Here is a 20,744-nt window from a genome sequence, read left to right as displayed (position 1 = left end):
GCATAATTTTCTTCTTAAATCGAATCCGACTTAAGGAATTATGCGGTATGCGTGGTCTATTTCTTGCCCAGCGCCGCGAGCATCTTCCCGAGGCCGCCGCGTCGCGCCTTCTTCATCGACGCACGGCCGGTCAGCAGGTGCGCGAGTTGGGAGAAGGTTTCGGCGGCGGCGGATTTTTTGTCTATCTCCGCAATCATGCGGCCGCTGTTCGACGCGTTGCCGAAGAGAACGGCGTCGAACGGGATGATAGCGGCCGCTTCGATTTCCAGCGACTCGCAGAATTCGCTCACCGCAATCTCCGGACGCTTCGGCATGCCCACCTGATTCAAGATGAGATGAGGTTGCTTGTCGTTCGGCCGAAGCTTCTTCAAGGCATCGAGCAGGTTCTTCGTGTTGCGAAGACTTGCGAGATCCGGCACGGCTGTGATCACGATCTCATCGGCTTCGCCGAGAACCGCGCGCGTCCATTCCGTCCACATATGCGGGATGTCGAGCACCGAAACGGGTGCACTGCGTTGCAAGATCTCGAGGATCGGATGAAAGGCGCCACCCTCGAAGTCATAGGCGCGATCCAGCATCGACGGCGCCGCCAGCAGCGAAAGATGCTCGGAGCATTTGGTCAGAAGACGATCGAGAAAGACCTCGTCGAGCCTCTCCGGTGCGAAAACCGCTTCCGAGATACCCGTTGGCGGGTCCTGATCGAAATCGATATTGGCCGTGCCGTAGGGCAGGTCGAGATCGGCAAGAATGGTTTCGGTCGAAAAAAGGTTAGAAATGCCCCAGGCGCAATTGTGCGCGATGGCCGAGGAACCGCTGCCGCCCTTGGCGCCGATAAAGGCCAGGCTGCGCCCCAGCGGCTCGGCGTCGGGATCGACGAAAATCGATGAAACCGCCGACAGAATATCCGGCATCGCCACCGGCGCGACCATATACTCGGAAATGCCGTTGCGGATGAGATCGCGATAAAGAGCGATATCGTTGTGTTTGCCGATGAGAACGACCTTGGTGCTGGGGTCGCAGACCGCAGCCAATGGCGCGAGTTCCGTCAGCAGCGACCGTGGTTCTGTCGACGTTTCCAGGATAATCAGATTGGGCGTCGACACCGTCGCAAACATGTTTGCCGCAGCATCGATGCCGCCACTGTTGATGCGCAGGCTGACCTTCGCCATGCGGCGGTCCTGGCCGCAACGCTCCATCAGCCGCTGCATCGCCTCGCTTTCGCAAAAGGCATGGATAGAAATGCGCGGCAGCGGACGGACCTGCTCGAGGTCGCCCGGTTGAACCGTATCGAAAACGGAATCGCCCGCCCCGGCCCCCGTTTCGATCCTGTACTCAATGGTGCTCATCTGCTGATCCCAACGATATCAATTGACGATGATGACGGGTCCGTCACTCTTTTCGGTTCCGCGCCAGTCCGTGATGACCTGGCCGCGCTGCTCCGCATCGATCGGCGACATCTGGCGCGGGCCGAGCAGATCGGTCGGATTGGAGATCTGGGCCGCCAGATTGGATTGCGACGCGCAGCCGAAATTATAGTAGTTGCGGTTCTGGATCGTGTTGAGTGCAACGTCCTCCGGCCACTCGCCACAGGGACCGGTCTGGGCGGTGATCGCCACATAGCTCAAGCGAACCGGAGCGGCATCACCCATGGGACCGGCCTCGTAGCCGGCCTCGATCAGTCGCTTCGCGGGAACGCCGGCGGCGACGAGAACGCCGCGGATCTCCTTGCGCATGGCCTGCGCGGCGTGGCTGTTTGCCGAGCCACGCGGCAGCATGATCTGGACGACACCGGTCGATGAATTGCGATAATCGGCACCAAAGCCGCTGATGACGTCGCGCGTGCCTTGCGTCAGCCGACGGTCACCGGAGGCAATGGGGATATCGATCGTACGCTCGCCCTCGGCAAGCACGATCGGATGCCGTGTCCGGTAATCATCGGGGATAGAGCCCGTCGAAAGATTATCCTTGGTGCCGCAGCCGACAAGCAGCCCGGCAGCCACGAGGAGGATTGCAGCACGCCGCAAATGACGGACGGGAACTCCGGATCTGTTGAGGGACATGGCACTCGGCCTTTCAGAATTCTCGTGGAAGCTGCTTCGCGTTTGCATGACCCAGCCCTATTTGTAGATGAAGCCAACATTGCCATGGTACTGACCCGCCGGTGCGGATGCTTCCGGGCGCCCGTAGATGCGGTTCACGCGACCAAGGAAGAAGCTGTCGAGATCATTGGCAGGGTTGAAATTGTCGTCGGGCCTGGCGATCGCGCTTCTGGCAACCGGGCGCACGAGGTAGGGCGTCGCAATGATGACAAGTTCGGTTTCGTTGCGCACGAAATCCTTGCTGCGGAAGAGCGTTCCGAGGACCGGGATTTTCGATGCACCCGGCAGGCCGGACATTGCCTGACGGATATTGTCCTGCACGAGGCCGGCGATGACGATAGAGCCGCCCGAGGGAAGCTCGACACTGGTCGACGCCTCGCGCCTGCGGATGCCGAGGAAGGTGTTGCCAGGGACAGAGGTGAAGCCGTTGCCGGTGACGATCGAGCCCTCATAGGTCGGCTCGGAAACGTTGGTTTCGATCTGCAGACTGATACGGCCCGGTCCCAGGACGACCGGCTTGAAGTTCAGGCGAATTCCATATTCGACGTCGTTGATCTCACGCGTAACCGTTGGGTCGCCGGTTTTGTCGTCGACCTTGACTTCCTGGGTGCCGCCGAGCCGAAATTCCCCGCCGACATAGAAATTGGCCTCTTGTCCCGAAATTGCCGTCAAGGTGGGTTCGGCCAGTGTGCGCATGACACCGGCTTGCTCCATCGCATTGATGTAGCTCGAGATCGTCGTTCCGCCGATGGATCCCTTGATCAGCGCGTTTGCGCCGACACTGATCGCATCACCGAGGTTTGCAGGATTGCGGAAGCCGATACCGCTCTCGCCGTCTCCTACACGCCCGTTGAAGCCCAATTGCTTCAAGACCTGGCGGCTCACTTCGGCAACCGTCACCTTCAGCGTGACCTGATCGTCACCTTCGATGGTCAACAGGTTGACAATCTGCGAGACCTGCCGATCCTCGGCAAAGATATCGGCATCACCATTGTTTCCCTGCGCAGTGATGTTGCGTGTCGTCGCTTCACCGCCCTGCAGGAAGGCCTTGGCGAGATCGACGGCTCGCGTCGAATCGAGCGGTGTGCGCACGGTACCCGTCAGCACGATGTTGTCGGAGATGATCTCAACGTTGATTTCGGCATCGGGAATGAAACGACGCAGGTTTGACTGCAGATTGGCGATGTCGCGCTCAACCTCGACGTCAAGACTGACGATCTCTTCGCCATTCGGCCCGAAGACAAAAATGTTGGTCTGCCCAACGGATTTTCCAAAGAGATAGATACGCCTGGACGTGCGCGTGACGGCATCGGCGAGCGATGGGTCGGCGACGAGAATATCATGGGCATCGGCCGGTAGATCGACGACGACGGCCTTGTTCAGCCCCAGGCTGATCTTCTTCTTCACCCCGGGCCCGCTTTCAACGATCCTGACGACCGACGAGGCGGCCGCATGGGCGAACGGGAGCGTTGGCAGCGCCATGCCCGAGAATGTCAGGCAAAACGACAGACCGGCTGCAACAGACGTCCGAAATTTGTTCCCGCTCCGCTTCACCCTGCGCTCCGCTCGATCGCTCATTGTTGCTGGCCTTGGCTGATGGCACCGTCGTTCTTGACGATCGAGCCCGACTTGATGACCTGGATGCTGGGCTGGCCATCGCCACTCAGAAGGTAATCCGCAGCGTTCGTATCGGATTCTTGAGCATCCGCGACACTGCGAAGGGCAAGTGAGATGCGTTCAGCCATTTGCTGCGCGACAGTCATGACCTTTGATTGATCCGGCGTCAGTTCCAGCGTCGCCGTGGTACCGACAACGGATTTTGAGCCGTCATCCTTCTCCTCGACCTGCTGATCGATCGCCAGCACGCGAACATTGCTGAGCACGGTTTCCGTCAGGTAGAGATCGCCGTCCGATTTACGGACCATGATGACGTCGACGCGGTCATTGGGCAGGATGAAGCCGCCGGCGCCGGTCGCCACGGTGATCTCTGTGGCAACGGCGCGCTTGCCAGCAGGCAATAGCGACGACATGATTCGGCTGGAGGAGTCCGCGACCTTCTCGCTGCGCACGGGCTCGCCGTTAAAGATCGGCAGGCGAACGACTGCGCCGGTCAGATCTTCAATGGCAGAGGGACGATTTTCTTCGGTGATGAGCCCCTCGACGACACCGTCCTTGGGCCATGCCATCCAATGGACCGCATCGCCACCTAAGCGCGACCCGACGGGCAAGCTCTTGCTCGCAACAAGGACATTGACGGTCGGCGCTCGCTCGATCAGTGGCTCCGCCATTTGTGGCGAGGGACCACGGGTCAGCTTCATCGCCAACAACCCGGCCATCGCCGCCGAGGCGACGGCCACCGCCAGTATGATGATGCGAACCGGTTTCATGATCGTTTCTGAGCCCCGCAGATATGCTGGCGTCAGGTTGATCAGGAATTGGTGTAATTATAGTTAATAAGCCGCTTACGGGTATGGTTAATAATCGCCTACCGTCGGCATAGGCCGCTTACTGCACGTGGCGAACACTTGCGGCGGCACATGTCAAAACTCGGATCGCCAGTTCAATGGAGACTGGATAACGCCATTCGCACCAATGGTGACGAGGGGTAGGCAACAAAACCGCCGGCCGCGATCGCTATCCCGTATGGAATCTTTGTGGCCGTAAACAATAGCCGCGGCATCGGAATTCGCGAGGGCAGGATGAAATCTTCATGCGCCCTGAGGAACAGGATCGCAACGGTCAACACGCCGCCAAACAGTGAGACTGAAAGCAAGAATTCCAATAGCGAACTGTTGGCCCCAAACCATAGGGCGCAAGCGGTCAGAAGTTTGGCGTCACCGCCACCCATGGTTCCGAGTGCAAAGAGACAGAAGCATAAGCCGAATACGGTAAGGGCTGTGGCAATGTGGAGCGCGATTTCCGGGATGCCGAGCCCAGCAAGGGGCGCAACGATGGTGAAGGTCGCAATCAGAACGATCGGCACCCGATTTGGAATCGTCATCGTAAAGGCGTCGGAGAAAGCGGACAACGCCAGACAAAACGGAAAAACTACGAAGATAGCAGCCACGATCACCGGTCGTCTCCTCGAGTGGAACTCATAAATTCGCCACTGCGACGTTCCATCGTTTGCGGAATACGTTTCCTGGCCTTCCAGCCAGCACACAAAAGTCCATTTTGCTGCTTGCAGCAAAGATAAGGCCGCCCCACTGGAGGGCGGCCCCGCACTTTAAGCTGATCGCCGGCGGAACCTCGCCTTGCCCTCAGAGAAAGAGGCAGTGATCAAGGAGCCGGGGTAACCTTCATGTACGAGCCGAGGTTGGTGAACTGCGTGTTCAGCTTGTCGCCCAACGCCGTCGCTCCACCGATAAGCGCAACCGAAATCAGAGCGGCGATCAGGCCGTATTCGATGGCGGTTGCGCCGGACTCGTCCTTCATCAGACGGGCAAAAATCTTCTTCATGATGATTCTCCTAACTTCACGATTGTTGTTCAGCACGTCCGCCAACTGTTGCCGTTGATCGGATGAGCTCAACCTAGTCCTGGCGAATTGCTATCGGCTTAAGGAAGACAGCTACCAAAAGATTAACGGCCCACCGCTGATTTTTGGGTAAGCGAATAGGAAATGTGCCGGCTTAGGATGCGCCGACCCGACTTAACGATTCATTCACCAAGAGTGCCGATGATGGGGCGAATGCCATCTCAGGGACCTGCCATGATTTTGCCCCTCGCGGCCAACCGGACCGCCACGCTGACACTCACGATCCTCGGCATGCTTTCGCTGATGGCGGCGTCGGCCGCAAGCGCGCAGGACGATATGATGCGCGTCTACATGGACCATGCACGGGTGCTCAAGCTCGACCGGCCGGTCGCCAAAGTCATCATCGGCAACGCGGAAGTTGCAGATGCGACGGTGGCCGACGCCCGCACGATCGTCATTACCGGCCGCAGCTTCGGCACGACGAATCTTGTCATCCTCGATCAGGACGGAAACGCCATCGTCGACGAGCAAATTCTCGTGTCGATCGACGAAGCAAACACTCTGCGCGTCTATCGACAGACGTCGCGCACAGTCCTTTCCTGTACGCCAAGTTGCGAGCGGCATGTGGAGCGCAAAACCGCAAGTGGTGGGAGCTGAGCAAACTGCGAGAAACACTGGAAATTCACTAAAATACCCGCGATTATCGCCAACGAAATATCAATAGTTACTCCCTACTTTGTGTCTCCGTCAGGCGTAACATGATGGGACGGCGCGATGAGCATCGAGCAGGAAACACTGCAGCCCCAAAAGGCCGCAAAGCCCACAAGGGGCTTATTGAGGCGTTTCCGGCGCGACAGAAAGGGCACCGCGAGCATTGAGTTCGCGATACTGGCTCTTCCCTTCTTTATGGTGATTTTCGCCTCCATCGAAACATTCGCCGCCTTCTACGGCGACCAGCTGCTGGCAAACGCCACGGAAACGATGGCGCGAAAGATCCGGACCGGCGAGATCACCTTCAACCGTGGCAAGACGGCGACTGATATGGACGAGACAAAGTTTCGCCAGGCATTCTGCGAGGAAATCTCGGTGATGTTGACGTGCTCGGCGACGGAGGCTGCCCAAGCCTCGAAGCTCTATATCGACGTCAGAAGTGTCACCGATCTCACCAAATTCCCGGTGCTCATCCCGCGAATGGACCCCTCGTCGTCGTCGTCGGATCTCAAGACAGCCGACCTGAAGTTTGCGCCGGGCGGACCCGGCTCCTTCAACGTCATGCGCGCGTATTATCGCTGGAGTGTGATGACCGATCTCATCAGGCCATTTGTGACCAACCTGCGCCCGGCCGGATCCAGCATGCCTAAAGACTATCTCATGGTTTCCACAACCACTTTCCGCACAGAAAACGAGTGAGGCGCGTCGTGAAGACTTTAGCGATGCACTGGATGACGGCAATCCGCCTGACCTTCGCAAGCTTCCGCTCGCTGCTCAAAGACCGGGGCGGGCTTGGCGGTGTCGAATTTGCCATCGTCACGCCGCTGCTGATCATGATTTACGTCGGCGCATTCGAATTATCGCTCGGCTTTACCGTAGCCGGCAAGGCTGCGCGTGCCGCCAGCGCCGTTGCCGATCTGGTTTCCCAGCAAAGCGAGGTCAACAAGACCTATTTGGGAAACATGTCGAATGTGGTGAAAAGCATCCTTGCCCCGTACGAAGGTTCAAAATACACGCTCAAGATTACCGGCATCGAGGTCAGCGGAACGAACACGGGAACCGTCGTCTGGTCGCGCGACCAAAACGGCGCGGTGCCGTATGCCGTCAACTCGACCACCACCGTTCCGAGCCAGTTTACGGCGACCACGGCCTTCGTCATCCGTACGGAGCTGATCGTGGAGCATGGACTGTTGCTGTTCGCGCCGAGCCTTGCATCCAGCACGAACACCGTAGATTTGTCCAAAACCGCGTATTTCCGCTCACGCCAGGCCGAAACCATAAAGTGCCCGGATTGCTGACCGGGGCCACTGCATGTTTCCTTAAATCCTATCCGATTTAAGGATCAAAACATGCAGCCATTCAAAGTACTACAGCGACCTTTGCGCGTCTAATAAGACGCGCAGCGCTGTAGTCGAGGCCAATTGCATTGCGGCGTCGCCGGCGGTATTCCTTCGGGATTGCGCTGGCGGCATCTGCGTCCGCGCTCGTTGCAGCACCGGAACGCAGGCCCTGCCCCGCGCTTCGGCTTACCGGAACTTTCATGGCGCGCGCGTTTCTCTTTGTCCTCGATTCCTTCGGTATAGGCGGTGCGCCGGATGCCGAAACCTATGGCGACCTGGGTGCCGACACGCTTGGTCACATCGCCGAGTTTTGCGCGACGGGCGCCGCAGATCGCGCCGGTGTGCGCGAAGGCCCGCTGCACCTTCCCAACATGTCTGCGCTCGGGCTCGTGCATGCGGCGAAATTGGCCACGGGCCGCGTGCCTATTGGCATGCCGGTTCCGGGCCGGGTCTACGGTGCCTATGGCGCTGCCAGCGAAGTCTCGCGCGGCAAGGATACGCCATCCGGTCATTGGGAGATCGCCGGAACGCCGGTCACGTTCGATTGGGGCTATTTCTCGGCCGAGGGCGACGCGTTTCCCGCCGAACTGGTCGAAGCGATCTGCCGCGAGGGCGACATTCCCGGCATTCTCGGCAACTGCCATGCCTCCGGTACTGATATCATCGCGCGCCTCGGCGAGGAGCATATGCGAACGGGAAAGCCGATCTGCTACACCTCCTCGGACAGCGTCTTTCAGATCGCCGCCCACGAGCACACCTTCGGCCTGGAGCGCCTGCTAGAATTCTGCCAGGTCGTCCGGCGCCTGCTCGACGACTACAATATCGGCCGCGTTATCGCCCGTCCCTTCATCGGCCACAACGCGCAGACCTTTGCCCGCACCGGCAACCGGCGCGACTACTCGGTGCTGCCGCCCGAGCCGACGGTCCTCGACCGGCTGGCGCAAGCGGGGCGCACCGTGCATGCGATCGGCAAGATCGGCGACATCTTCGCCCATCAGGGCGTGACGAAGCTGACCAAGGCGGACGGCAACATGGCGCTCTTCGACGCCAGCCTGGCGGCGATCGACGAGGCGGAGGATGGCGACCTCGTCTTCACCAACTTCGTCGACTTCGACATGCTCTTCGGCCACCGCCGCGATGTCGCCGGCTATGCCGCGGCGCTTGAAGCCTTCGACGCACGATTGCCCGATCTCGACCGGCGGCTGAAACCCGGCGATATCGTCATTCTCACGGCAGACCATGGCTGCGACCCGACCTGGCGCGGAACGGACCACACGCGCGAGCGCGTGCCGGTGCTGATGTTCGGCCCGGCTGTGCGCAGCCGTTCGCTCGGCGTTGCCAATACCTTTGCGCATATCGGCGAAACGGTCGCCAGACATCTCGGGATCGCACCCGGCCTACATGGGAGAAGCCTCATTTGACCGCACATCTGAAGAAGGCGGAACTGCACTGCCACATCGAGGGCGCGACACCGCCGGAATTGGCGCTGCTGCAGGCGGAGAAGTACGGGCTCGACACCAGCGAGATCATCGCCGACCGAGCCTATGTCTGGACAGACTTTACCAGCTTCGTGAAGTGCTACGACAGTGTCGCCTCGCTGTTTCGCACGCAGGAAGACTATGCACTTCTGGCCGAAGCCTATCTGACGGAACTGGCGGAGGTCGGAACGATCTACAGCGAGATCATCGTCTCGCCGGATCACGGCAACACGATCGGCCTCGGGGCCGACGCTTATCTTGAGGGGCTTGCCGCCGGCATGGAGGCCGCCAAGGCAAAGACCGGGATCGAATCGCGCATGCTGATAACCGGCATCCGTCATCTCGGGCCGGAATCGGTCGCCAAGACGGCCGAATTTGCCGCCAGGAGAGACCATGCGCTGGTCACCGGCTTCAATCTGGCGGGTGAGGAGCGCATGCACCGCGTCGCCGATTTTGCCCGGGCATTCGATATCGCCCGTGACGCCGGCCTGGGTTTGACCATTCACGCAGGCGAGCTTTCCGGCGCCTTCAGTGTGCGCGATGCGCTCGACCATATCAGGCCGTCGCGCATCAGCCACGGCGTGCGGGCGATCGAAGACGCCGATCTCGTCAAGCGGCTTGCCGACGACGGCGTCGTTCTGGAGGTCTGCCCCGGATCCAACATTTCCCTGCAGGTCTTCCCGGACTTCGCCTCGCACCCCTTGCGGACGCTGCATGGCGCCGGGGTGCGGGTGACGCTCAATTCCGACGACCCGCCCTTCTTCCACACTTCGCTAGCCCAGGAATATGACATAGCTTCTTCGGTGATGGGGTTCGGCGACGACGACATCAATAGCATGACTAGGACGGCGATCCAGGCGGCTTTCGTCGACGAGTCGACCCGCCAGAAACTGCTTGCCCTAATCTGACCGAGCCTTGCGTTCACCTACAGCGCCGCGCGTCAAATTTGACGCGTTAAGGACGCGGTAGCGCTTTAAGCTTGCTGCATAATTTTCTCCTTAAATCGATTCCGATTTAAGGAATTATGCCGTAGCGCGGGTGGTCGCGGTTGGGGATGAACACAACGAGCCGCCCAACGCCCTTGCGGCCGCGGAGCATTCCATGGAAAAAGGGCGGATACATAAACTTCGGGGAAGGTGGCCATGGACGGCGTTACAGTGATTGATCATCCGCTTGTGCAACACAAGCTGACCATCATGCGCAAGAAGGAAACCTCGACCGCCGGTTTTCGGCGGCTGCTTCGGGAAATCTCGACGCTGCTCTGCTACGAGGTGACGCGCGATCTGGAACTGACGATGGAGCGCATCGAGACGCCGATGCAGGCGATCGACGCACCGGTGCTCGAAGGCAAGAAGCTCGTTTTCGCTTCGATCCTGCGCGCCGGCAACGGCCTGCTTGAAGGCATGCTCGAACTCGTGCCGTCGGCCCGCGTTTCCCATATCGGCGTCTATCGCGACCACGAGACGCTGAAGCCGGTAGAGTATTATTTCAAGGCGCCCGAAAGCCTGTCCGAGCGCCTGATCATCGTCGTCGATCCAATGCTTGCGACCGGCAACTCCTCGATCGCAGCAATCGACAAGCTGAAGGAACGTGGCGCGAAGAACCTGCGCTTCCTCTGCCTGCTCGCAGCGCCCGAAGGCATTCGCAATTTCCAGGCCGCCCACCCCGATGTGCCGATCTTCACGGCGTCGATCGATAGCCACCTGAACGAACTCGGCTACATCATGCCCGGGCTCGGCGATGCCGGCGACCGCATGTATGGAACCAAGTAATTTTCCGTTTCTTAACCAGAGCGCAAAATTGATGAAAAACCGCCGGCAAACCGGCGGCTTTTTTGTATCGCATTAGCCATCCCCTGCTCTACTGGACTTCATCGGCGCGGGCGTCTGCGGCCCGATGCGCGGGAGGTCAGGCCATGTTCGTCCGTCTGCTGACATTCGCCGGCGGTATCGCTATTGCGGCCCTGGTCATTCCTGACCTCGCGAGTTCCTATCTCTCGAACGCTGAGACTGCCGCCACGGACAAACCGGCGGTGAACAACTCCCTTCCGGCAACGACGGCGAAATATGCTTCGGGAAAAGGCGTGGTGCTCGAAGCCGACCGCTCGGGCCATTTCTTCGGAGCGTTCCGCATCAACGGCCGCACCGAACGGGGCATGGTCGATACCGGCGCCAGCACCATCGCGATCAATGTCTCGACCGCGCGCAGGCTCGGCCTGTCTGCCGGAGCGCTTACTTTCAACGCACGCGTTCGAACGGCCAATGGCGATGTCGATGCAGCGCGGGCCAAGCTGACGAGGGTCGAAATCGGCGGCATATCGTTGCGCGACGTCGACGCCCTGGTGCTGCCCGACAAGGCGCTTGCCGGCATGCTCGTCGGCATGAGCTTCCTCGGCCGACTATCGTCCTACCGCGTCGAAAACGGCGCGCTGCATCTGGTCAGGTGATCCTTGAAAGGATTGGCGAGCGCACCTCAGGCTGAGCGTCGGCGATCGTATAGAGCGCCAGCAGCTCTTGCCGCGCATGTTCGGCCGCGGTCTCGTCCGCCGCATGGACGAAGGCGATCGGTTCGTCCTCGGCAACTCGCGTTCCCAACGGTTTCAGCTCGGCAAAGCCGACCCGATGATCGATCCTGTCGTTCGGATGTGTCCGACCGCCACCCAGAGCGATGACGGCCATGCCAAGGTCACGGGTCCGGCAGGATTGTAGATAGCCGTCTCTTTCTGCTTCCACCGGAAGGATAACTGGGGCAGGCGCCAAGTGCTGTTCGGGACGCTCGACGAAATCGGCGGGACCACCGAGCGCGTAAACCATCCTGGCGAAACGCTCAAGCGCTGCACCGTTTGCAAGCGCCGTGCGCGCCAATGCTTCGCCGGCTACCGGGTCGACTGCCACACCGGCCGCGACGAGCATCTCCGCGGCGAAAGCCATGACCACGGTTTCAAGGCGGGTGCCGCTTTTCTCGCCCTTGAGAAAGGCGACGCAGTTCCGGATTTCAAGCGCGTTTCCAGCCGCATCGGCCAAGGGCTCGTTCATATCCGTCAGCAATGCCGACGTGCGAACGCCGGCACCATTGGCGACATCAACTAGCGACCGGGCGAGTGCCTCGGCTTCGCCAGCATCGCCCATGAACGAGCCATTGCCGAGCTTGACGTCGAGCACCAGCGACTGCAGCCCGGCGGCAAGCTTCTTGGAAAGGATCGATGCGGTAATCAGCGGAACTGAATCGACGGTCGCCGTCACGTCACGGATGGCGTAGAGCCGCTTGTCGGCGGGCGCCAGATTGGCGGTCTGGCCGATGATGGCGCAGCCGACCTCGTCGACCGTCTTTCGGAATAGCGCAGCAGACGGCTGAATATCATAGCCGGGTATGGATTCGAGTTTGTCGAGCGTGCCGCCCGTGTGCCCCAATCCCCGTCCCGAGATCATCGGCACGGCCAAACCGCATGCTGCGACTATCGGGGCAAGCATCAGCGAGACGTTGTCGCCGACGCCTCCGGTGGAATGCTTGTCGACAATGGGTCGGCCGATGCTGCTCCAGTCGAGGGTTTCGCCGGAATCGCGCATGGCGAGCGTCAGCGCCACCGTCTCGTCCCGGCTCATGCCCGAAAACCAGATAGCCATAGCGAAGGCAGCGACCTGACCCTCCGAGATCGAACCATCGGAAAGGCCGCGGACGAAGCCCGTGATATCTGCCGCCTCGAGGCGCTCGCCGTTTCTCTTGCGGCGGATGATCTCCTGGGGAAGCATGGTCACTGAACCGCCGCGTCCGTGGAAATCATCTCCTTGAGAATGGCGGCCAGGCGTTTGCCGCCGACCGGCGCCATGTCCTTCGTCTCGTGATGGCTGAGTTCGCCGCCCGTCATGCCCGCGCCGAAATTGGTGATCACCGACGCTGCAGCAACCTTGAGGCCGAGGAAGCGCGCGAGAATGACTTCCGGCACGGTCGACATGCCGACCGCATCGGCGCCGAGCACGCGCGCCATGCGAATTTCCGCTGGCGTTTCAAAGCTCGGCCCGGAGAACCACATGTAAACGCCGTCCTGCAGCGGAATGCCCATCCGGTCGGCCGCGCGCCGCATGCGCGTCGCAAGCTCGGTGTCATAGGCGTTGGTCATGCCGACGAAGCGATCGTCGCTTTCGACGCCAATCAGTGGATTGAATCCGGAAAAGTTGATGTGATCCGAGATCCGCATGACCGAACCCGGCGGCAGATCATCACGCAGCGAGCCAGCGGAGTTTGTGAGCACGAGATTTTCGACGCCGAGTTTCTTCAGCGTCTGCAGCGGCACGCGCATCGCGTTGGCATCGCCGCTCTCGTAGTAATGCACCCGGCCGGACAGCATGACGACCGGGACGGCGCCGAGCAAACCTGCGACGAGTTCGCCGGCATGGCCAGAAACGCTGCTGACGGGAAAACCCGGGATGTCGGCATAGGAAATGCGTGTCGGGTTACTGACCGCTTCGACGAGCGTCCCAAGCCCTGAACCAAGGACAATACCATAGCGGGGAGCCAGGCCGCCGAGCCTGCCCCTCAGGAATTCAGCAGCGCTGCTCATCCGAGGATCTCGGTCTCGAAGCTGTGCGGTAGCAGATCGGACAGGGCGAGCGTCTTCTTCACGCCCGTCTCGTCGCAGAGGTAGATGCGCGTGCTGGCGCCGGAAAACTCCGCAAGCCGTTGCCGGCACCCGCCGCAAGGCGGGCAGAGCGCCAGCTTCTCGGCGATAACGGCGACTTCCATGATCTTGCGCTGGCCGGCCATGACCATGTGGCTGATGGCCGTGGTCTCGGCACACCAGCCTTCCGGGAAGGAGAGGTTTTCAATGTTGGCGCCGGTGTAGATATGGCCGTCTTCCGCACGGATCGCGGCGCCCACCGGAAACTTGGAATAGGGCGCATGCGCCTTGGCCATCGCTTCGCGTGCGGCTTCGAAGAGTTCGTTTTCCATAGCCTTACCGCTCCTTCACATAGGGGACACCGCCGGCCTTCGGCGGGATTGCCTTGCCGATGAAGCCGGCAAGCAAGATGACGGTGAGAATATAGGGCAATGCCTGCATCAGCTGCACCGGCAACTGGCCGATCAGCGGCAGGGGATTGCCCTGCAGGCGGATCGCAAACGCATCGAGGAAGCCGAACAGCAGGCAGGCAAGCATGATGTTGAATGGCCGCCATTTGGCAAAAATCAGCGCTGCAAGCGCGATGTAGCCCTTGCCGGCGGTCATGCCCTTGACGAAGCCGGCGGTCATCGCCAGCGACAGGTAGGCGCCGGCAAAGCCACACAGGATGCCGCAGCAGATGACGGCGCGGTACCGCATCCAGACCACCGAAATGCCGGCGGTGTCGACGGCACCCGGGTTCTCCCCGACCGCACGGAGCCGCAGGCCGAAGCGGGTGCGGTAGAGGATCCACCAGCTGAGCGGCACCATGGCGAAGGCCACATAGGTCAGGATGAAATGCCCGGAGAGCAGATCGGCATAGATCGGCCCGATGAAGGGAACATCGCGAATGGCGTCCGCGAAGGGAAAAGTGATCGTCTGGAACCTTGCACCTTCGGCCAGTGCCGGCGTGCGCCCGCCCTGACGGAACCAGGCCTCACCGAGGATGACGGTGGAACCCGCGACGATGAAGTTGATGGCAACGCCGGAGACGATCTGGTTGCCGCGCTGGGTGATCGACGCATAGCCGTGGACAAGGGACAGGGCGATCGAGATGAGGATGCCCGCAAGCAGTCCCAGCCAGACGGATTGGGTGATCGCTGCGACCGCGCCGGCGGCAAAGGCGGCGCCCAGCATTTTTCCTTCAAGGCCGATATCGAAGATACCGGCACGCTCGGTGAAGAGACCGGCGAGGGCTGCGAAGATCAGCGGAACGGAGACGCGGATGGTGGACTCGAGGAGCACCACGATGACGTGGAAGAAATCCATGGCTTCAAGCTCCCTTGGTCTGGGCAACGACCGCGGCGCGCCGGCTGGATGTGGAAAACAACCGGGTGATCGCCGGCCGGAACATGTTTTCAAGGGCGCCAGCAAACAGAATGACGAGGCCCTGGATGATGACGATCATGTCGCGCGAGATCGACGGCATTTCGAACGAGATCTCCGCCCCACCCTGGTAGAGCACGCCGAAGAGAACCGCCGCCGGGATGATGCCTGCCGGATGCGAGCGGCCCATGAGGGCGACGGCGATGCCGACGAAGCCTGCACCCTGGACAAAATCAAGCTGCATGCGGCCCTGCTCACCCATGATCGGGTTGAGCGCCATCATGCCGGCAAGCGCGCCGGAGATCATCATGGTGATGACGGTGATGCGGCTCTCGCTCATGCCGGCATATCGCGCGGCCGACGGACTGTGGCCCATGGTGCGCATCTCGTAACCGAGCTTGGTGCGCCAGATCAGGAGCCAGACGCCGAAGGCCGCGACAAGGGCCAGCAGGAACGAAACGTTGAATGGCGCCGTGCCGATATCGAGCCCGAAGATCCCCAGAAGCCAATCGAGCTTGGGCAACTGACCGCCTTCGGCGAAGGTGCGCGTCTGCGGCGACATCGAGCCGAGCGGCTTCAACACCCGCGTCAGCAGATAGACCATCAGGCTCGACGCGATGAAATTGAACATGATCGTGGTGATGACGATGTGGCTGCCGCGCTTGGCCTGCAGCCAGCCGGGCAGAAACGCCCAGGCAGCGCCGAAAGCGGCCGAACCGATGATCGCCAGCGGGAAGACCACAAACCACGGCATCGTCTGGTCGAGCCAGAGGCACGCGAGCGCGACCCCGATGCCGCCGACATAGGCCTGGCCCTCGCCGCCGATGTTGAAAAGCCCGGCATGGAATGCGACCGCGACCGCAAGGCCGGTGAAGATGAAGGTGGTGGCGTAGTAGAGCGTGAAGCCGATATATTCGCCGCGACCGAAGGCACCGTTGATCAGGTGATAGGCCGCCTCGAACGGATTTTCGCCGACGAGCAGAACCACGAGGCCGGCAACCAGAAACGCGACGGCGAGATTGACCAGCGGGACGAGGCCGTATTCGACCCAACCTGGAAGCTTTGCATAGGGATTGCTCATTCTGCGGCCTCCTTGCGGCCTTCGACGCCGGCCATCAGCAGGCCCAGCTCGCCCTCGGTCGCATCGGGATCGCGCTCGCCGACGACACGGCCGGCAAACATGACCAGGATACGGTCCGACAGGGCGCGGATCTCATCGAGTTCGACGGAAACAAGCAGGACAGCCTTGCCCTGGTCGCGCATCTCGATGATCCGTTTGTGGATGAATTCGATGGCGCCGACATCGACGCCGCGGGTGGGCTGGCCGATGATCAGCACGTCCGGCCCCCGCTCCATCTCGCGGGCGAGAACGATCTTCTGCTGATTGCCGCCGGAGAAATTCGCGGTCTTCAGCCGGGCGTTCGGCGGACGGATGTCGTATTCGGCGATCCGCTGCTCGGCATCCTTGCGGATGGCGTCGACATTCAGGAAGACGCCGTTGAGGTAGCGCTTGTCATGGTGATAGCCGAGGATGGCGTTTTCGCATTCCTCGAATTTCAGCACTAGGCCGACGTGGTGCCGGTCTTCCGGCACATGAGCGAGGCCACGATCGCGCAGCTCCTTGGGGTCGGCATGGCCGGTGACGTCGATCGGCTTGCCATTGAGGTGCACCTCGCCGGAAACGGCACGGCGGATACCGGAGATCGCCTCCAGGAGTTCCGACTGGCCATTGCCGGCGACGCCGGCAATGCCGACGATCTCGCCGGCCCTAAGGTTGAACGACACATTGTCGACCATGGTGACGCCGCGGCCGTCCTTGACGGTCAGACCGTTGACCGAAAGCTTGACATCGCCGGGCTTGGCCTCGCCCTTTTCGACGCGCAGCAGCACGCGGCGGCCGACCATCAGCTCGGCGAGTTCCTCGACCGAGGTTTCCGCCGTCGTGCGCGTTGCCACCATCTCGCCGCGGCGCATCACCGAAACCTCGTCGGTGATCGCCATGATTTCCCTGAGCTTATGGGTAATGAGAATGATGGTCTTTCCCTGGCTCTTCAGCTGTTCGAGAACGCGGAAGAGATGATCGGCCTCGGCCGGCGTCAACACGCCGGTGGGCTCATCGAGAATGAGGATATCGGCCCGGCGATAGAGCGCCTTGAGGATCTCGACGCGCTGCTGCAAGCCGACAGGCAATTCCTCGATCACGGCATCCGGATTGACCTCGAGCGCGTATTCGCGCTCCAGCCGCTTCAGCTCGATGCGCGCCTTGGCAATGCCCTTGTTGAGGATCTGGCTCTCTTCCGCGCCGAGCATGACGTTTTCGAGAACGGTGAAGTTCTCGACCAGCATGAAGTGCTGGTGCACCATGCCGATGCCGGCAGCGATCGCCGCATTCGGATCCCGGATCGAGACCTGCTTGCCATCGACGTGAATCTCGCCGCTATCGGCCTGGTAAAAGCCGTACAGGATCGACATCAGGGTCGATTTTCCCGCACCGTTTTCACCGATGACGCCGTGGATCGTACCCTTGCGGACTTTCAGATTGATATTCTTGTTGGCGTGAACCGGACCGAAGCTCTTGTCGATCCCACGCAGTTCGATGGCAATACTGTCCATATTGGCCTTACGATCCCCAAACTGGCCCGCTTCGGTCTTCTTCCCAGAAACCGTGCCGGCGATTTTTTTACCATTTGGTATAAGTTTATCATCGATTTCCCGGCACGGAAGCCCTCAATCGAGATCTCCTTATACTCTCACCGGATCGCTGATGAGAGTCCAGCGTGAATATACACAGGCAGATCGGCCGTAATCGCAACAAAAAACCGGCGGCATTCGATGCCGCCGGTTCAGTTTTATGCTTTTGCTTCAAGCGGTTTGGACGGGCCGCAGCAGGCGCAGCGCATTCATGGTCACAAGCACCGTGGCGCCGGTATCGGCGAGAATGGCCGGCCACAGACCGGTGATACCCGCAATCGTGGTGACGAGGAAAACAGCCTTCAGGCCAAGCGCAATAGTGATATTCTGGACAATGTTTCGCATTGTAGAGCGGGAAAGCCGGACCATCGCGGCGACATCGCTGACCCTGCCGTGCAACACCGCCGCGTCGGCGGTCTCCAACGCCACGTCCGTGCCGCCGCCCATGGCGATGCCGACGTCGGCTGCAGCGAGCGCCGGCGCATCATTGATGCCATCTCCGATCTTGGCAACATTGAAGCCGGATTTCTTCAATTCTCCAACGATGCGCTGCTTGTCCTGCGGCAGCAGTTCGGCGCGCACCTCCATGCCGAACTGACGGCCGATCGCCTCCGCCGTGCGGCGGTTGTCGCCAGTCAGCATGACCACATGAATGCCGGCGTCGGTCAACGCCTTGACGCCGACTGCCGCATCCGGGCGCGGCTCATCACGCATGGCGATGGCGCCGATAATCTCATTGCCGGAGATCAGCACCGAGACCGTCTTGCCCTCGTCGTTCAGAGCCGCAATGCGCGCCTTCTGATCAGGCGACATCGGCACGCGGTCATCGGCAGCGTGGGGCGAGCCGAGGAACAGGGTGGCGGCGCCAACGACGCCTTCAAGACCCTTGCCGCCGATAGCCTTGACCGTCGTGATGCCCGGGACCTGCAGTTTCAGCTCGTCGGCGCGCTGCAGGATTGCCCGTGCCAGAGGATGGCTCGATCCCTGCTCAAGAGCTGCGGCCAAGCCCAGCACCTCGTTCTCGGCGCGGGCGAAGCCGACGATATCAGTCACCCGCGGTTTGCCTTCGGTGAGCGTACCTGTCTTGTCGAATGCTGCGGCGGTGATCTTGCCGACATTTTCAAGCACGGCGCCGCCCTTCAGGAGCAGGCCGCGGCGGGCACCGGCCGAAAGGCTGGCGGCGATCGCAGCCGGAGTCGAGATCACCAAGGCGCAGGGGCAGCCGATCAGCAGGATCGCCAACCCCTTGTAGACCCACTCGCTCCAGACGCCGCTGCCCAGAAGTGGCGGAAGGATAGCGACCAGGGCGGCGACAACAACGACGGCCGGTGTATAGTAGCGCGAGAAGCGATCGATAAAGCGTTCGGTCGGCGCCTTGCTCTCCTGCGCCTCCTCGACGAGCCGCACGATTCGGGCAATGGTATTGTCCGAGGCCGCAGCCGTGACGCGTACGCGCAAGGCCCCGTCGCCATTCACCGTTCCGGCGACAAGCGCATCATCCACTGCCTTGTGCACCGGCGTGCTTTCACCAGTGACCGGTGCCTCGTCGACGGCGCTTTCGCCAGAGAGGATGATGCCATCGGCCGGAACGCGGTCGCCGGGTCGGACGAGAATGACGGCGCCGACCGCCAGGCTATCCGCCGGGACCTCATCGACCCGACCGCTGCGCTCGAGATAGGCCGACTTCGGCACGAGCGCCGTCAGCGATTGAATGCTGGCCCGCGCATTGCCGGCGGCGACGCCTTCCAGCAGTTCGCCGACGAGGAAGAGCAGCACGACCATCGCCGCTTCCTCCGTCGCGCCGATAAAGACGGCACCCACCGCCGCAATGGTCATCAGCATCTCGATCGAGAACGGCGTGCCCGAGGTCGCCGCTGCGAAGGCGCGCCGCGCAATCGGCAGCAGGCCGACCAGCATGGCAAGCGTGAAGATCCAGGGCTCGGTGGCCGGAACAAGATGCCCAAGGCCATAGGCGGCGGCCAGAGCCAGACCACAGGCGATGGTCAGCCGGCCCTTGGCCGAGCGCCACCAGGGGCCGTTCGTTGGCCCGTGATCATGGGCATGGGAACTGGGCTGCTGCGATGAAGCTGCCTCGGCCGCGGTGTGGCTGTGCTGATGTTCGTGGTCGTTGGTATGCGCGTGCTTCTCATGCTTGTCGCCGTGCCCATGATCGTGATCGTGATCGTGATCGTGATCGTGAGGATGGTCATGGTCGTGATCGCCCGAGCAAGTGTGTATGGCGACAACCGCGGGCTTCTGGTGGGCGGCAATCGGATGCAGCCGGTAACCGAGCTTTCCGACCCGGCTGACGATATTCGCGGCAAGATCGCCGTCGTCGGCATGCTTGACCGACATCGTGCCCGCGGCAACGGAAACCGAGACATCTTCAACACCAGGCATGCGCCTGACGGCGGTGTCGATCTTCGATGCGCAGGAAGCACAATCCATGCCTTCGACCCGATATCGGTTTTCGCGAATATTTGCTGCCATGACCTGCTCCTTGCATATCTTGACGCAAGGCTACGACCTCTAGTGACTAGAGCTGCAAGGCCAAATTGCACGACCAAGCGAAGTTTTTCGCCGAATGCTGCCTTGCGGAGTCGTTTCCGCATGCTTGAAAAGGGCATGGCCTATCTCTGGCGGATGAGGGCAAACCAGAGATAGCGGACTGTAGGCCTTCGTTGCATATTGCAGGCTGCCGTGGGCCATCGTGGGCCATCGTCTTCTTAGACCGAAGGTCCTGGACTTTGTTCTGGGCGCGCTTGGCGGTTAGCCGGTTTTGTTTTCTTTGCCCCTGAACGCCAAAAAGCCCGCGGACCTTTCGGTCTCGCGGGTTTTTTGTTTGATTTGGTTGCGGGGGCAGGATTTGAACCTGCGGCCTTCAGGTTATGAGCCTGACGAGCTACCGGGCTGCTCCACCCCGCGCCATCTCGGTAAACCGCTATGCGGTTTATCCGGTGCGTAAACC

At 61.1% G+C, this 20,744-nt stretch carries 20 protein-coding genes and 1 tRNA gene; 7 read left to right on the top strand and 14 right to left on the bottom strand.

Annotation, left to right across the window (positions count from 1 at the left end):
- Positions 1 to 56: 56 nt before the first annotated feature.
- The 6 genes from C6558_RS00105 to C6558_RS00080 all read right to left on the bottom strand — a co-directional run bounded on the left by C6558_RS00105 (position 57) and on the right by C6558_RS00080 (position 5,558).
- Complete coding sequence (locus C6558_RS00105; protein WP_025425394.1) at positions 57 to 1,346, bottom strand: CpaE family protein; 1,290 nt, start codon at positions 1,344 to 1,346, stop codon at positions 57 to 59.
- Positions 1,347 to 1,364: 18 nt separating this feature from the next.
- A complete protein-coding gene (locus C6558_RS00100; protein WP_025425393.1) occupies positions 1,365 to 2,060 on the bottom strand; it encodes a CpaD family pilus assembly protein in 696 nt (231 codons plus the stop codon).
- 57 nt (positions 2,061 to 2,117) lie between these two features.
- Positions 2,118 to 3,677: a type II and III secretion system protein family protein gene (locus C6558_RS00095; RefSeq protein WP_051509142.1), complete on the bottom strand. Its 1,560-nt coding sequence runs from the start codon at positions 3,675 to 3,677 to the stop codon at positions 2,118 to 2,120.
- The gene (gene cpaB / locus C6558_RS00090; protein ID WP_025425391.1) at positions 3,674 to 4,486 is read right to left on the bottom strand and encodes a Flp pilus assembly protein CpaB; all 813 of its coding nucleotides are present in this window, start codon (positions 4,484 to 4,486) and stop codon (positions 3,674 to 3,676) included. The genes C6558_RS00095 and cpaB overlap by 4 nt, the downstream gene beginning before the upstream one ends.
- Before the next feature lie 173 nt (positions 4,487 to 4,659).
- Positions 4,660 to 5,172 (bottom strand): prepilin peptidase, encoded by a 513-nt coding sequence (locus C6558_RS00085; protein ID WP_025425390.1) that lies wholly within the window; start codon positions 5,170 to 5,172, stop codon positions 4,660 to 4,662.
- Positions 5,173 to 5,378: 206 nt separating this feature from the next.
- Positions 5,379 to 5,558: a Flp family type IVb pilin gene (locus C6558_RS00080; RefSeq protein ID WP_025425389.1), complete on the bottom strand. Its 180-nt coding sequence runs from the start codon at positions 5,556 to 5,558 to the stop codon at positions 5,379 to 5,381.
- Between the two features lie 252 nt (positions 5,559 to 5,810).
- Here C6558_RS00080 and C6558_RS00075 point away from each other — a divergent pair, with 252 nt between their 5' ends.
- The 7 genes from C6558_RS00075 to C6558_RS00045 all read left to right on the top strand — a co-directional run bounded on the left by C6558_RS00075 (position 5,811) and on the right by C6558_RS00045 (position 11,551).
- Positions 5,811 to 6,233, top strand: coding sequence for a pilus assembly protein N-terminal domain-containing protein (locus C6558_RS00075; protein WP_025425388.1), 423 nt, complete (start codon positions 5,811 to 5,813; stop codon positions 6,231 to 6,233).
- Between the two features lie 117 nt (positions 6,234 to 6,350).
- Complete coding sequence (locus tag C6558_RS00070; RefSeq protein WP_025425387.1) at positions 6,351 to 6,986, top strand: TadE/TadG family type IV pilus assembly protein; 636 nt, start codon at positions 6,351 to 6,353, stop codon at positions 6,984 to 6,986.
- 32 nt (positions 6,987 to 7,018) lie between these two features.
- The gene (locus C6558_RS00065; protein WP_081788889.1) at positions 7,019 to 7,585 is read left to right on the top strand and encodes a TadE/TadG family type IV pilus assembly protein; all 567 of its coding nucleotides are present in this window, start codon (positions 7,019 to 7,021) and stop codon (positions 7,583 to 7,585) included.
- 242 nt (positions 7,586 to 7,827) lie between these two features.
- The gene (locus C6558_RS00060) at positions 7,828 to 9,048 is read left to right on the top strand and encodes a phosphopentomutase (protein WP_025425385.1); all 1,221 of its coding nucleotides are present in this window, start codon (positions 7,828 to 7,830) and stop codon (positions 9,046 to 9,048) included.
- Positions 9,045 to 10,013, top strand: coding sequence for an adenosine deaminase (locus tag C6558_RS00055; RefSeq protein ID WP_025425384.1), 969 nt, complete (start codon positions 9,045 to 9,047; stop codon positions 10,011 to 10,013). The genes C6558_RS00060 and C6558_RS00055 overlap by 4 nt, the downstream gene beginning before the upstream one ends.
- Positions 10,014 to 10,247: 234 nt before the next feature.
- The gene (upp, locus tag C6558_RS00050; protein WP_025425383.1) at positions 10,248 to 10,877 is read left to right on the top strand and encodes a uracil phosphoribosyltransferase; all 630 of its coding nucleotides are present in this window, start codon (positions 10,248 to 10,250) and stop codon (positions 10,875 to 10,877) included.
- A gap of 143 nt (positions 10,878 to 11,020) precedes the next feature.
- The gene (locus C6558_RS00045) at positions 11,021 to 11,551 is read left to right on the top strand and encodes a TIGR02281 family clan AA aspartic protease (RefSeq protein WP_025425382.1); all 531 of its coding nucleotides are present in this window, start codon (positions 11,021 to 11,023) and stop codon (positions 11,549 to 11,551) included.
- Here the strand turns inward: C6558_RS00045 and deoA are convergent.
- From deoA to C6558_RS00005, 8 genes are all read right to left on the bottom strand, one after another.
- The gene (gene deoA, locus C6558_RS00040) at positions 11,544 to 12,860 is read right to left on the bottom strand and encodes a thymidine phosphorylase (protein WP_025425381.1); all 1,317 of its coding nucleotides are present in this window, start codon (positions 12,858 to 12,860) and stop codon (positions 11,544 to 11,546) included. The two genes, C6558_RS00045 and deoA, sit on opposite strands and share 8 nt — an antisense overlap.
- The gene (locus tag C6558_RS00035; RefSeq protein WP_025425380.1) at positions 12,857 to 13,663 is read right to left on the bottom strand and encodes a purine-nucleoside phosphorylase; all 807 of its coding nucleotides are present in this window, start codon (positions 13,661 to 13,663) and stop codon (positions 12,857 to 12,859) included. The genes deoA and C6558_RS00035 overlap by 4 nt, the downstream gene beginning before the upstream one ends.
- Entirely contained in the window at positions 13,660 to 14,052 is a 393-nt protein-coding gene (locus C6558_RS00030) for a cytidine deaminase (protein WP_025425379.1), read from the bottom strand. The genes C6558_RS00035 and C6558_RS00030 overlap by 4 nt, the downstream gene beginning before the upstream one ends.
- 4 nt (positions 14,053 to 14,056) lie before the next feature.
- Positions 14,057 to 15,028: an ABC transporter permease gene (locus C6558_RS00025; RefSeq protein ID WP_107026806.1), complete on the bottom strand. Its 972-nt coding sequence runs from the start codon at positions 15,026 to 15,028 to the stop codon at positions 14,057 to 14,059.
- 4 nt (positions 15,029 to 15,032) lie between these two features.
- Complete coding sequence (locus C6558_RS00020) at positions 15,033 to 16,166, bottom strand: ABC transporter permease (RefSeq protein WP_025425377.1); 1,134 nt, start codon at positions 16,164 to 16,166, stop codon at positions 15,033 to 15,035.
- Positions 16,163 to 17,698, bottom strand: a complete 1,536-nt coding sequence (locus tag C6558_RS00015) for an ABC transporter ATP-binding protein (protein ID WP_025425376.1) — start codon at positions 17,696 to 17,698, stop codon at positions 16,163 to 16,165. Before C6558_RS00015 ends, C6558_RS00020 begins: the two co-directional genes overlap by 4 nt.
- Before the next feature lie 249 nt (positions 17,699 to 17,947).
- Entirely contained in the window at positions 17,948 to 20,266 is a 2,319-nt protein-coding gene (locus C6558_RS00010) for a heavy metal translocating P-type ATPase (protein WP_107026805.1), read from the bottom strand.
- Between the two features lie 358 nt (positions 20,267 to 20,624).
- Positions 20,625 to 20,701: transfer RNA gene (locus C6558_RS00005), tRNA-Met, on the bottom strand.
- Between the last annotated feature and the right edge of the window lie 43 nt (positions 20,702 to 20,744).

This window comes from Ensifer sp. NM-2 (genome assembly GCF_003024455.1).
Lineage (GTDB): Bacteria > Pseudomonadota > Alphaproteobacteria > Rhizobiales > Rhizobiaceae > Ensifer > Ensifer canadensis.
Note: the sequence above shows the minus strand (reverse complement) of the source record. Positions and strands in the feature narration are given on the sequence as shown.

Excerpts from the sequence above, each read along its gene's own strand:
- C6558_RS00100 (WP_025425393.1), bottom strand. The coding sequence starts at position 2,060 with ATGTCCCTCAACAGATCCGGAGTTCCCGTCCGTCATTTGCGGCGTGCT.
- C6558_RS00010 (WP_107026805.1), bottom strand. The coding sequence starts at position 20,266 with ATGGCAGCAAATATTCGCGAAAACCGATATCGGGTCGAAGGCATGGAT.
- C6558_RS00020 (WP_025425377.1), bottom strand. The coding sequence starts at position 16,166 with ATGAGCAATCCCTATGCAAAGCTTCCAGGTTGGGTCGAATACGGCCTC.
- C6558_RS00105 (WP_025425394.1), bottom strand. The coding sequence starts at position 1,346 with ATGAGCACCATTGAGTACAGGATCGAAACGGGGGCCGGGGCGGGCGAT.
- C6558_RS00075 (WP_025425388.1), top strand. The coding sequence starts at position 5,811 with ATGATTTTGCCCCTCGCGGCCAACCGGACCGCCACGCTGACACTCACG.
- C6558_RS00060 (WP_025425385.1), top strand. The coding sequence starts at position 7,828 with ATGGCGCGCGCGTTTCTCTTTGTCCTCGATTCCTTCGGTATAGGCGGT.
- C6558_RS00065 (WP_081788889.1), top strand. The coding sequence starts at position 7,019 with ATGACGGCAATCCGCCTGACCTTCGCAAGCTTCCGCTCGCTGCTCAAA.
- C6558_RS00025 (WP_107026806.1), bottom strand. The coding sequence starts at position 15,028 with ATGGATTTCTTCCACGTCATCGTGGTGCTCCTCGAGTCCACCATCCGC.
- C6558_RS00095 (WP_051509142.1), bottom strand. The coding sequence starts at position 3,677 with ATGAGCGATCGAGCGGAGCGCAGGGTGAAGCGGAGCGGGAACAAATTT.
- C6558_RS00045 (WP_025425382.1), top strand. The coding sequence starts at position 11,021 with ATGTTCGTCCGTCTGCTGACATTCGCCGGCGGTATCGCTATTGCGGCC.
- C6558_RS00070 (WP_025425387.1), top strand. The coding sequence starts at position 6,351 with ATGAGCATCGAGCAGGAAACACTGCAGCCCCAAAAGGCCGCAAAGCCC.
- cpaB (WP_025425391.1), bottom strand. The coding sequence starts at position 4,486 with ATGAAACCGGTTCGCATCATCATACTGGCGGTGGCCGTCGCCTCGGCG.
- upp (WP_025425383.1), top strand. The coding sequence starts at position 10,248 with ATGGACGGCGTTACAGTGATTGATCATCCGCTTGTGCAACACAAGCTG.
- C6558_RS00030 (WP_025425379.1), bottom strand. The coding sequence starts at position 14,052 with ATGGAAAACGAACTCTTCGAAGCCGCACGCGAAGCGATGGCCAAGGCG.
- C6558_RS00080 (WP_025425389.1), bottom strand. The coding sequence starts at position 5,558 with ATGAAGAAGATTTTTGCCCGTCTGATGAAGGACGAGTCCGGCGCAACC.
- C6558_RS00035 (WP_025425380.1), bottom strand. The coding sequence starts at position 13,663 with ATGAGCAGCGCTGCTGAATTCCTGAGGGGCAGGCTCGGCGGCCTGGCT.
- C6558_RS00015 (WP_025425376.1), bottom strand. The coding sequence starts at position 17,698 with ATGGACAGTATTGCCATCGAACTGCGTGGGATCGACAAGAGCTTCGGT.